The following is an 11,941-nucleotide window of genomic DNA, read 5'->3' as shown; positions in this document are numbered from 1 at the left end:
TGGCCTACGGCTACCGCGACAGCGCTTACTTCTTCCTCAAGATCAAGGCCGCCTATCCCGGTAATCCGTGAAGAACCTTTTTATGCTGCGCAGACGATGAGTCGGATAATGCCGCGGTCGAGCGTTTCGCCGTTCTTCATCGCCCACTCGACAAAGCTGGCGCCCTCAAGAACGCTCAATACCTGATGCGCCTTCTGGTAGCTTCCGACGCCACCGGGGATCTCGCCGTCGCTGATGCCCTTGTCGATGATCCGCGTCAGCCAGCGCAGTTGCAGCTCGAAAAACCGGTGCGTGAGCTTCTGCAGTTCGGGCGGCAAAGCAGCCATCTCGGCGGCAAGCGCACCGCAAAGCGGGAGCAGGCTTCCATCACTGCTGGCGCGAAAGGTATCGAAAAATCCGTTCAAGCGACCCCAGAAGTCCTCATTCTCGCGGTCGATTCGCTCGAACGCTTCCACCACTCTCGCGACATAGGCTTCCACAATTGCAACGCCCAGATCTTCCTTCGTCGGGAAGTGGTGGTGAATGCTTGCCTTCCGGATACCAACGGTTTCGGCCAGATCCGCATAACTGAACGCGGCATAACCCATCGAGCGCATCAGGCCTTCTCCAGCTTGAACCAGCGCGTCGCGCGTACCTACTGCCATGCACCCTCCGGCTCACTGCCAAATTCAATGAGGCACAGTCTACCTACTAGTTGGTTTATTGTCAAGCATCGCGGCGCACCTTGTCTGTTGCAGTGAGCCGCAGCGCGGGAAATTATGTGATCAATCTCGCAGGAACACCGCGACCGCCGGGGCGAGAAAGATCCTTGTGAAGCTACCAACTAGATGGTAGGCTTCTGATGAGTTTCAATTTTCCCTGCGCGAGAGCGCCCCCAGGAGGACCAGCAGATGACTACCCACCCCAACGGAATCGACGTGCCGGCTTTGCAGCAATTCGTGCAAGCAGTCGCCACGGACCCTACGAAGCGGAATGCACGCTTTAACGTCAAGACGAAATGGGCGCACCAGACGCGCTCCGTGGCGACCGTCAGCCACTATGAGCTGGGCGGGGTAACCCACCAGCGGCATTTCGAAATCGCAGCGGACGAACCCCTGCAGCTTCTGGGTGCGAATAGCGCGCCCAACCCGCAGGAACTTCTGATGGCCGCGCTCAATGCCTGTTTGACGGTCGGGTACGTCGTCAACGCCGCCGCGATGGGCATCACTGTCCACAGTCTGGAAATCGAGACGGATGGTGAATTGGACTTGCGCGGTTTCCTCGGGCTCGACGAGAGCGTGAACCCGGGGTACGACGAAGTGAGCTACGTCGTTCGCCTGCACACGGACGCTTCGCGCGAGCGTGTCGAGGAGTTGCACCGGCTTGTGACGAAAACTTCGGTCAACCGCGCGAATTTCTCGAAGGCGATCCGCGTGGTGTCGACCCTGGAAGTCCGCGAAGGCTAACCGGCGCACGTATTGCGATGCCGGCCGCGTCCTGCGTGCTCCGCGGGGCGAACTGATTCATGGACGCGGCAAGGCGAGTAATGGTCCGCTTTGGCACGGCCGCACATGCGGAATCGGTCCAGACATTTAAATTAAGGAAACCAAAATGAACGATTTTTCCGGTAAAAAACTTCTTGTCGTGGGCGGCACCAGCGGCATCGGGCTCGCAACGGCCAAGCAAGTACTGAAAAGCGGCGGTAGCGTCGTCTTGACGGGTAACAGAAAAGACAAGGCTGATGCGGTGCGCGCCGAATTGAGCGGGCTCGGTCCGGTCTCCGTGATCGCGGCGAACCTCATGACTGTGGAAGGCATGAACGCCATCCGTGCGGAGATCAACGCGAATCACAAAGATATTTCGCTGTTGGTGAATTCTGCGGGCATCTTTGTTCCGAAAGCCTTCATCGAACACGAAGAATCTGATTACGACATGTACCTGTCGCTCAATCGCGCCACTTTCTTCATTACGCAAGACGTCGTCAAGAACATGCTCGCCGCGAAGCGCCAAGGCGCTATCGTGAACGTCGGGTCGATCGGCGCGCAGGCAGCGCTGGGCGACTCGGCTGCATCCGCGTATTCCATGGCAAAAGCCGGTCTGCACGCGCTTACGCGCAATCTCGCGATCGAGCTCGCTGATTCGGGTATCCGGGTGAATGCTGTCTCGCCGGCGATCGTACAGACGTCGATTTATGAAGGCTTCATGGCGAAGGAAGACATTGCCGGTGCGATGAAAGCGCTCGATTCGTTTCATCCGCTCGGACGCGTCGGTACGCCCGAAGACGTTGCAAACACGATCGTCTTCCTTCTTTCGGACAAGACCTCGTGGGTGACCGGTGCCATCTGGAATGTGGACGCGGGGGTGATGGCAGTGCGCAAATGATGGTTGTCTGGATATACGCGCCCTAACAGCAATCGTGCAACGTCAACGTGACGAAGGAAGGACCACCGCCACTTCCAGCGGTGGTCCGACAGGACATTGAATGAGTGGTTGACGCCTTCAGGGACGCCGAGCAAGGAGTGTGCGATGCGATTTGCAATCGATAAAAAGAATGGGTACCGCGGCATCGCTGTGGAGCACAACGGGAAATGGTTCGGCATCGACGTCGGACATGATCTTTGATGTCGAGACGCTCGTCGTGCTGTTGAGCGAAGTGATGACACTTCAGGCCGGTGACCTGATCGTCACGGGCACGCCTGCCGGTATCGGGATGGCGCGCGAACCGCAGCTCTCGATGAAGGCCGGTGACGTGTGCGAAGTCGAGATCGAGCAGCTCGGCGTGTTGCGCAACCGGGTCATGCCGGCGGCGATGGTCCGGCGCGACGCCTGACCGATGCGCGTGGCGCACGTGGCGGTCGCACGCTCGCACAAGTATTCGTTGGCTGGGAAAGTAGCGCCTGCCTTGGGTGCCGTTGGAGAAAAGGCGTCGTACAAAACCGATTACAGCTCGCGGTGCTTTGCATCGCCTGCCACCAGCACCGCAACCGGCAACGCGGCGAGGCAGCGATCGAGCCGCATCGTGCCGTCCGGCGCGTCGACTTCGCTTGCGTCGCTCAACCAGTCGACCCACCGCTCGCCGGCGCCGCGCGGCAGCACCACGACCGTATCACCCCATTCCCGAGGCTCGACGCGCGGCAATTCTGGCATGTCGCCAAGCCATCCGCACGCGAGTCGCGTGGCGATTACCACGATCGTTGCGCTTTCGTCGCACCGGGCTAACGCCACCGCATGCCGTGCTAGCCGGCCGCGCACGCGCAGCGGCACATAGGCGCCATCCGCGAACGTCGCGGGCCATCGTGCGCGCAGCGCGAGCATCCGCTCGACGAGCGCGCGTTTCACGCGCGCATCGGGCCAGTGCCGCAGATACGCGGCGACCGGCTCGTCCACCCGTTCGGCCGCGAGCGCGGCAAACGGCACGTCGCGCCGGTTGTCCGGATCGACGAGCGAGTGATCCCATCGTTCGGTGCCCTGATACAGATCGGGCACGCCGGGCGACGCGATCCGCAGCGCCGTTTGCGTCAGGCTGTTGACGACGCCAGCCGGCGCGATCCGCGCGACGAACGCATGCAGCCGATGCACGAAATCGCCCGCGCCGTGCGGCGTCAGGATCGCGCGCACGAACGCCTCGCAGCCGTGCTCGTAGTCGGCGTCCGGCGCGAGCCAGTCCGTATGCTGTTTCGCTTCGCGCAATGCCTTCGTCTGCCAGCGCACCACGCGCTCCGCCAGCGCGGCAAGTCCGGTCGCGTCGTCGGGCGCAAGCGCCGGCGGCCAGCAGCCGACGAGCGCCTGGTAAAGCATCGCTTCCGCGGCCGGCCCCGGCGCCCACGCAAGATCGCGATGCGCGCCGCCGCGCTGCGGCTGGTTCAGCGCGGACCAGTCGAGCGACACCGCGCGCCACGCGTCGGGCATTTCGCTGAGCACCGCGAGCCGCATACGCGCATCCTCGCCGCGCTTGTGATCGTGCGTCGCGGTCGCCACGAGCGTATGGGGAACGGTGCGCGCGCGACGCCGGTTGCGCGCATGGAACGCGCCGCGCGACAGGCTGAAGTCGCCCGCGTCGGCGCCGACTTCGTTGCGCGACAGCAGTCGCCCGTACCGGTAGTTGGCGGTGTCCTCGACGCCCTTCGCGGCGAGCGGCGCGGTGAGCTGCGCGAACGCGACACGCGCCGCGTGCAGCAGCGCGGCATCCGCGCGCGGCACGCGCATGCCCGGCAGCCCGAGCCAGCTGGCGACGCGATCGAGCGCGTAGCGATCGGACGGATCGATCGCGGCGCACGCCGCGTCGTAGGCGAGCGCCAGCACGCGACCATCGGCGCAGGTGGGCTCATCGCCGGGCGTCGGGTACATCCGGTACACGGGCAGATGCACGGCAAGTTCGCCCAGCACGCGATGGATCGCGATCCGGCTGACGTCGCGCGTCGCGGGCGCCGCGCGCGCGATGCGATGCAAGGCTCGCGCGACACGTGCGTGTTCGCCGGCGAGCTGGCGCTCCAGCACGCGCCGCTTGCCGGCCACCGCTTCCTGCGCGAACGAGCGCGCGGATCCCGACACGGCCGCCCAGTGCGCGGCGAGCGGCGCGGCGCCACCCGGGTCGTGCAGCAGCGCGGCGACGTCGTTCATGAAGTCGTAGCCGGTCGTGCCGTCGACGCGCCAGTCTTCGCACAGCGTCTCGCCCGGCGCGAGGATCTTCTCGACGACGACATACGGCCGCTCGTCGCGCTGCGCGGCGAGCCGCGCATGCAGGCGCCGGCAGTACGCGCGCGGATCGGCGAGGCCGTCGACGTGATCGACGCGCAGGCCGTCGATGTACCCGGCCGCATGGAGCCCCAATGGCAGCGCGTGCACCGCGTCGAACACGGCGTCGTCCTCGACGCGCACGGCCGCGAGCGTCGCGATGTCGAAGAAGCGCCGCCAGTTCAACTCGTCGGCGGCCGTGCGCCACCACGCGAGCCGGTAGTGCTGGCGTTCGAGCAATCGGTGCAGGCACGCACGCGAGCGTGCGCGGCGCGGGTCGGCGCCGCGCAATATCGCGTCGAACGCATGCGGGCCCTGTGCGGCGGCGTAGTCGCGCAGCGCCGCTTGCGCGGCCGCGACCCGCGGGCCGCCGCGGGCCGACGCGGCGGCGAAGCGCTCGGCGAGCGCGTTCAGGTCCGCGCGGTTCGCGATGCGCAGGATCTCCGCGTAGGTCGCGACGGCGACCGGCAGCCGCCTGCCCGGGCACGCGATGAAGAAGCGCCCGGCCGATGGATCGGCACCGAGCGTGATGTCGCCGGACGCGAGCGCGTCGCCGTAGGGCGCGCCGAGGCAGGGCAGCAGCACCTTGCCGTCGAGCGCCGCATCGGGTGGGTGCCAGTCGATGTCGAAGTAGCGTGCGTACGGGCTCGCCCGTCCCCATTCGAGCACGTCGTTCCACCAGCCGTTCGACACGCCGCCGACGCCCATGTGGTTCGGCACGATGTCGATGATGATGCCGAGGCCGCGCGCACGCAGCGCGTCGACGAGGCGTCGGAAGCCGGCTTCGCCGCCGAGTTCGGTGCTGATCGCGCGATGGTCGACGGTATCGTAGCCGTGCAGCGAACCGGGCTCGGCCGTCGTGATCGGCGACAGGTACAGGTGGCTCACGCCGAGGCGCGCGAAATAGTCGGCGTGTGCGGCCGCGTCGTCGAACGTGAAGCCCGCGTGCAACTGCAATCGCAGGGTCGCGCGCGGCGTCATGCGTCGTCCTCCACGGTTCGGCGCGCATGCTCGATCGTCGCGACGCGTGTGCGCACGTCGGCGTCGAACAGCGCGTCGATCGCGCGCGGCAGCCGGCGCAGCCAGTTCGGATGGCCGCACGGCGGGCCGGGGAGATTCGGTTGCTCGTTCAGCGCGAGCAGATCCTCGAGCGGCACGATCGCGAGCGGCGACGGGCTGCGCGCGACGTACGCGAGGACTGCGCCGACGGGCGGCGTGTCGGCGGACGGGATCGGATCGCCGGCCGGTGCGCAGCCCGCGTGCTGCAACGCGCGCCACAGCGCCGCGCGGTCGGTGGCGCGCTCGGCCAGGGCGGCGCGGAGGTCGGCAGAAGCGGGGGGCGGCGCGTCGTGGCCGTCATTCTTGGCGGGAGGATCGCTGCGCAGCACCGGATCGTTCCGTTCGTCGTGGCCAGAGTCGTGTGCGGCCGCGGCGCGGCCCACGTCGTCACCGGCAGGGTGCGGCTTGGCCGTCTTCGCAGCGGCACCGGCCGCCACCCGCCGCCATTCGAGATCGACACCACGCCACCAGCCGGCCACGGTCGGCAGGTCATGCGTCGACGTCATCGCGATCGTGTCGCGATCCCACGCGGACGGCGGCCGAAACGCGCCATCCGCGTCACGTTCGAACCACAGCACGCGCATCCCGGCGATGCCCTGCGCGCCGAGCCGCTCGCGAAAACCCGCCGGCACCGTGCCCAGATCCTCGCCGATCGCGACAGCCCGGTGCCGCGCGGCCTCCAGCGCGACGAGCCGCATCAGATCGTCGAGCGGATAACGCAGGTACGCGCCGTCGCGCGCCGATCCGCCGTCCGGCACGATCCACATCCGCGCGAAGCCGAGCACATGATCCATGCGAATCCCGCCGGCATGAGCGAAGGCCGCGCGCAACAGGTCGATGAACGGCGTGAAGCCGTTCGCGCGCAGCCCGGCGGGTGTCCACGTCGTCACGCCCCACGCCTGGCCGTCCGCATTGAACAGGTCGGGCGGTGCGCCGACCGACACGCCGCGCAACAGCGTCGTGCCGTGCGCCCACGCGTCGCTGCCCGCGCGATCGGATCCGACCGCCAGATCGGCGATCAGCCCGATCGCCATCCCGGCGTCGCGCGCCGTGTGCTGCGCGTCGCCGAGCGCGCGCGACGCGCACCATTGCAGGAACGTATGGAACGAGATCGCGTCGGCATGGGCGTGCGCGAATGCGTCGACCTCGGCCGTGGCCGGCATCCGCCACTGCGCGGGCCATTGCCGCCAGTCCGCGCCGATCCCGTGTTCGATGCAGAACGCCTGCAGCGCGTCGAAGCGCGCATGCGCGTCGAGTGCCGCCCCGCCGGCCGCGCGGAACTGCTCGAACGCGTCGCGCGAAGGCTCGCCGTTCGCACGCCACGCATCGAAGCACGCGCGCAGGTGTCGCAGTTTCCGTGGCAGCACCTGCGGCCAGTCGATCAGCGGCGTATCCGGCGCGGGTGCGACATCCGCCGCCGCGCCATTCGTCCGCCGCACGACATCGGCGCCCGGCACGGCATCGCAGTCGAGATACGCGACGTTGTGCCAGCGCCGCGACGACGGCGAATACGGGCTGTCGTGCTCGGGCAGCGCCGGATAGCCGGCGTGCGTGGGGCTGATCGCGACCGCGTCGGCGCCGTGCCGTGCCGCGTGCGCGGTGAGGCGCGCGAGCGCGGTGTAGTCGCCCGCGCCGTCGTCGCCCGCGCGCCGCAGGCTGTAGAGCTGGGCCGAGATGCCCCAGCGGTGCTGGGCACGCGGCAGACCGTCGCCGGCCGCGAAGGGCCGGGCGCGCGGCGGCGCGATCGCGAGCCCGATGCGGTGCTCGCCGATGTCGAGCGCGTGATAGCCCGGCAGCGCGAGCGGCGGCAGCGTGCCGTATTCGCCCGCGCCGGCCACGCGCCCGTCGGCGTGCTCGCCCGATTCCAGCGTGATCCGCCAGCGCGCGCCGGGCGGCGCGACGCTGCGCGGCAGCGTCAGCGGCACACCCGCGTCGCCGGTCACGACCGGTGGCGCGGCATCGTGCGCATCGACCAGCGCGGCCGCGCTGTCGACCCGCTCGATCGGCGTGCCGCAGGGCCAGCCGAGCGCATCGACGAGCGCGACGAGCGCATCGTCGGCCACCCGCCGCGCGACGCCGCCCGCGTCGATCCAGTCGGTTTCGAGCCCGGCCGCGCGCGCAAGCTCGGCGATCGGTACGTCGGTCGTCATGGTCGCGAGTGCCCGTTCGCGCGGTGTTTCAGCGCATCGTGGTTGACCGCACCATCGCGCCACGCGATGCAGGTGCGAGGGGGCAGCCGCTGGTCGGCGAGCCGGTCGCGCGCGCGCGGCGGCGTCTCGAACACGATCTTGCCGACCGGCAGCGCGGGCAGCGCCGCGTCGTGCGAGCCGGGATTGAACGCGATCGTCAGCGTGCTGCCGTCGCCGAGCCGCCAGCGCGCGACGAGCGCCTCCGGTTCGCGGTTGTCGTTGCCGTTTGCGTGACCCGCCAGCAACTCGACGCCGAGCGCGCGCGCGCCGGGAAGGTGCGGCGTCACCAGCGCCGCGCGCACCGTCAGCGCGCTGCGGTAGAAGTGCCGCCATGCGTCGGCGTCGCGCCACGCATCGTCGTCCGCGTGGGCCGGCGACGAGCGCACGAACGTGCCGACGTCGTTCGGATCGGGGATCGCATCGCGATGCGCGGGATCGGCGAACGCGGAAAACGCGGCGAACTCGCGGCGACGGCCTTCGCGCACCGCATCGGCGAGTTCGCCGCGATAGTCGGTGAAGAACTGGAACGGCTGCGTGCTGCCGTCTTCCTCGCCCATGAACAGCAGCGGAATCTGCGGCGCGAGCAGCATCAATGCGGTCGCGGCGCGCACCGCGTCGTCGTTCGCGAGCGCGCGCAGCCGTTCGCCGAACGCGCGGTTGCCGATCTGGTCGTGGTTCTGCAGGAACGTGACGAATGCGGTCGGCGGCAGGTGCGCGCTCGACTCGCCGCGCGGCGCGCCGCCATGCAGCGGCGACGGCTCGCCCTGATACGCGAACCCTTCGCCGAGCGTGCGCGCGAGACGGCGCAGCGGCGCATCGGCGTACGCGCGGTAGTAACCTTCGTGCTCGCCGGTCAGCAGCACGTGCGCGCTGTTGTGGAAGTCGTCGTTCCACTGCGCGTCGAAGCCGTTGGGCCCGAGCAGGCTCGCGGTATTGCGTTCGTTCTCGAGCACCAGGTGCACGTGGCGCGCATCGCCGAAATGCGTGCGCACGCGCCGTGCCAGCTCGCGCAGCCACGCGTCGTCGTCGATCGCATGCGCGGCGTCGATGCGCAGGCCGTCGAAACGGAATTCGTCGAGCCAGTACAGCGCGTTGTCGATGAAGAACGCGCTCGTCTGCGCGCGCGAGAAATCGATCGCCGGGCCCCACGCGGTCTGCCGGTCCGCGCGGAAAAATTCAGGCGCATAGCGCGGCAGCAGGTTGCCGTCGGGGCCGAAGTGGTTGTACACGACGTCGAGAAACACCTGCAGTCCGAGCCCGTGCGCGGCGTCGACGAGCGCCTTCAGCTCCTCGGGCCGGCCGTATGACGCATCGGGCGCGAACGGCAGCACGCCGTCGTAGCCCCAGTTGCGCGCACCGGGGAACGCGTTGACGGGCATCAGCTCGAGCGCGGTCACGCCGAGCGCGGCGATGTCGGGCAGGCGCCGCTCGACGCTCGCATAGCCGCCGCATGCACCGACGTGCAGCTCGTACAGCACGGTCTCGTGCCACGGCCGGCCGCGCCACGCGTCGTTGCGCCAGCGGTACGCGGCTGGATCGACGACCTGGCTCGGGCCGTGCACGTCGGACGGCTGGAAGCGCGACGCGGGATCGGGCACCGCGAGACCGTCGTCGAGCAGGAAGCGGTACAGCGTGCCGGGGCCGCAGCGCGCGACGACCTCGAACCAGCCGTCGCCGGCGGCCTGCATCGCGATGCGCTCGTCGCCGTGCAGTTCGACCGCGGCCGTGCGGCTCGCGGGCGCCCACAGCCGGAAGCGTGTGTGCTGCGCGTCGAGGCAGGCCGCGCCGAACGGCGACGCGAACGCGTGCGTGCCGGATGGATGGGCGGTACGTGACGACATGGCGGCTCCTCACGAGGGCAGGTCGGGTGGCACGGCCGCGACCGCGATCACGGCTGTGTGCGCGGCGACGTCGAGGCCGGCCTCCGGCCACGAGCGCGGGCCGGAGTCGGGCGTCGCGGTGTCGAGCAGCACGCGGTAGTCGAGCACCGGTGCGGGCGGCTTGAACTTGATGGTGCCGGCCGACGCGTTCAGCATCACGAGCAACGCCTCGGTGCGCCCGGTGCGGCCGGTGCCGACGCGCCGCATCGTCAGCGCGCGGCCCTCGCCGTCTTCCCACGCGGGCACGCTCAGCCCTCGGCCGTGTTCGTCGAACCAGCCGATCTCGCGCATGCCCGGCGCGCCGTCGCGGTCGCCCGACGGATAGCGCGGCGCGGACATCACCGGGTACATGCGCCGCAGCGCGGCGAGCCGCGACACGAAACGGATCATCTCGACGCCTTCGTCGCTGTGCGCGAGGTCCCAGTCGAGCCACGATATTTCGTTATCCTGGCAATACGCGTTGTTGTTGCCGTGCTGCGTGCGGCCGAATTCGTCGCCGGCGACGATCATCGGCGTGCCGAGCGCGGTAAACAGCGTCGCGAGCATCGAGCGCGCGACACGCGCGCGCAGGTCCCGAATCGACGCATCATCGGTGGCGCCTTCGACGCCCCAGTTCGCGCTGCAGTTGTCGTCGCGGCCGTCGCGGTCGTCCTCGCCGTTCGCGTCGTTGTGCTTGTGCGCATACGACACGAGATCGGCGAGCGTGAAGCCGTCGTGCGCGGTGACGAAATTGACCGACGCCCAGGTCCGGCGCCTTTGGTGGTTGAACAGGTCGGCCGAGCCCGCGAGCCGCGCGGCGAGCTCCGGGCGCTGGCCCGCGTCGCCGCGCCAGAAGCGCCGCACCGTGTCGCGAAAGCGGTCGTTCCATTCGGCGAAGCCGGGCGGATGACGGCCCAGCTGATAGCCGCCGGGGCCGATATCCCACGGTTCGGTGATCAGCTTGCGCTGCGCGAGCACCGGATCCTGCCGCAGCGCGTCGAAAAACCCCGCGCCCGGCTCGAAGCCGTGATCCTCGCGGCCGAGCGTCACGCCGAGATCGAAACGAAAACCGTCGATGTTGAACGCGGTGGCCCAGTAGCGCAGCGAATCCATCACCATCTGCACGACGCGCGGATGCGACAGGTTCAGCGTGTTGCCGCAGCCGGTTTCGTCGACGTGGTAACGCGGGTCGTCCGGGCGCAGCCGGTAGTAGCTCGCGTTGTCGAGGCCGCGCCACGACAGTGTCGGGCCGAGCTCGTTGCCTTCGCACGTGTGGTTGTAGACGACGTCGAGCACGACCTCGATGCCGGCCGCGTGCAGCTGCCGGATCGCGATGCGCATTTCGTCGAGCCGCCGCGTCGTCAGGTACGACGGCTCCGGCGCGAAGAACGCGGCCGTGTCGTAGCCCCAGTAGTTGCGCAGCCCGCGGTTCACCAGCGCCCGCTGCTGCAGGAATGCATGCACCGGCAGCAGCTCGATCGTCGTCACACCGATCGACAGCAGGTGATCGATGAACGCCGGGTGCGACAGCGACGCGAACGTGCCGCGCTCCGGCACGCGCAGCCCGGCGCGGCGCATCGATGCACCGCGCACGTGCGTCTCGTAGATCACGGTACTGCGCCACGGCACGTCCGGGCGCCGGTCGTTGCGCCAGTCGAACGCCTCGTCGACGACCACGGCCTTCGGCATCGCGGGCGCCGAGTCGCGGCGGTCAATCGACAGATCCGCGCGGTTCGAATGCACGCGATAGCCGAACAGCGCGTCGGACCAGCGGAACTGGCCGACCAGCTTGCGCGCGTACGGGTCGAGCAGCAGCTTGGTCGGGTTGAAGCGATGGCCGTGCTGCGGCTGGTACGGGCCATCCGCGCGAAAGCCGTATACGGTGCCCGGATGCGCGTTCGGCAGATAGCCGTGCCACACCTCGTCGGTGCACTCGGGCAGGTCGAGGCGCGCGAGTTCCTTGCGGCCGGTCGGGTCGAACACGCACAGCTGGATGCGCTGCGCGTGCGCGGAAAATACCGCGAAGTTGGTGCCAAGGCCGTCCCATGTGGCGCCGAGCGGATAGCAGCGGCCGGGTTCGAGACGGGAAGGCAGGGCGGTCGGCATGGGGGAAGTGTCTCC

7 protein-coding genes and 1 pseudogene are annotated in these 11,941 nt (G+C 68.8%); 3 read left to right on the top strand and 5 right to left on the bottom strand.

Translation table 11 applies throughout. The features are described from left to right. Positions 1-80: 80 nt before the first annotated feature. Positions 81-644 (bottom strand): TetR/AcrR family transcriptional regulator, encoded by a 564-nt coding sequence (locus SB786_RS03360; protein WP_410726173.1) that lies wholly within the window; start codon positions 642-644, stop codon positions 81-83. 246 nt (positions 645-890) lie between these two features. Between SB786_RS03360 and SB786_RS03355 the strand changes: the two genes are divergently transcribed. From SB786_RS03355 to SB786_RS03345, 3 genes and pseudogenes are all read left to right on the top strand, one after another. Beyond that, positions 891-1,445, top strand: a complete 555-nt coding sequence (locus tag SB786_RS03355; protein ID WP_410726172.1) for an OsmC family protein — start codon at positions 891-893, stop codon at positions 1,443-1,445. A gap of 145 nt (positions 1,446-1,590) precedes the next feature. Next, entirely contained in the window at positions 1,591-2,361 is a 771-nt protein-coding gene (locus tag SB786_RS03350; RefSeq protein ID WP_410726171.1) for an SDR family NAD(P)-dependent oxidoreductase, read from the top strand. A gap of 214 nt (positions 2,362-2,575) precedes the next feature. Next, positions 2,576-2,809, top strand: a pseudogene (locus SB786_RS03345) (fumarylacetoacetate hydrolase family protein); the annotation flags it as partial. Positions 2,810-2,919: 110 nt separating this feature from the next. Here SB786_RS03345 and treY read toward each other — a convergent pair. The 4 genes from treY to glgX are packed head-to-tail and all read right to left on the bottom strand — an operon-like array spanning position 2,920 to position 11,926. Continuing rightward, on the bottom strand, positions 2,920-5,694 hold the full coding sequence (treY, locus tag SB786_RS03340; protein WP_410726170.1) for a malto-oligosyltrehalose synthase: 2,775 nt from the start codon (positions 5,692-5,694) through the stop codon (positions 2,920-2,922). Continuing rightward, entirely contained in the window at positions 5,691-7,922 is a 2,232-nt protein-coding gene (malQ, locus tag SB786_RS03335; protein ID WP_410726169.1) for a 4-alpha-glucanotransferase, read from the bottom strand. The genes treY and malQ overlap by 4 nt, the downstream gene beginning before the upstream one ends. Next, positions 7,919-9,802, bottom strand: coding sequence for a malto-oligosyltrehalose trehalohydrolase (gene treZ, locus SB786_RS03330; RefSeq protein ID WP_410726168.1), 1,884 nt, complete (start codon positions 9,800-9,802; stop codon positions 7,919-7,921). Before treZ ends, malQ begins: the two co-directional genes overlap by 4 nt. 9 nt (positions 9,803-9,811) lie before the next feature. Then, complete coding sequence (gene glgX, locus SB786_RS03325; RefSeq protein WP_410726167.1) at positions 9,812-11,926, bottom strand: glycogen debranching protein GlgX; 2,115 nt, start codon at positions 11,924-11,926, stop codon at positions 9,812-9,814. Between the last annotated feature and the right edge of the window lie 15 nt (positions 11,927-11,941).

The sequence above is a fragment of the Burkholderia sp. SIMBA_062 genome (genome assembly GCF_046534765.1).
GTDB lineage: Bacteria > Pseudomonadota > Gammaproteobacteria > Burkholderiales > Burkholderiaceae > Burkholderia > Burkholderia ambifaria.
This window is presented reverse-complemented; position numbering and strand designations above follow the sequence as displayed.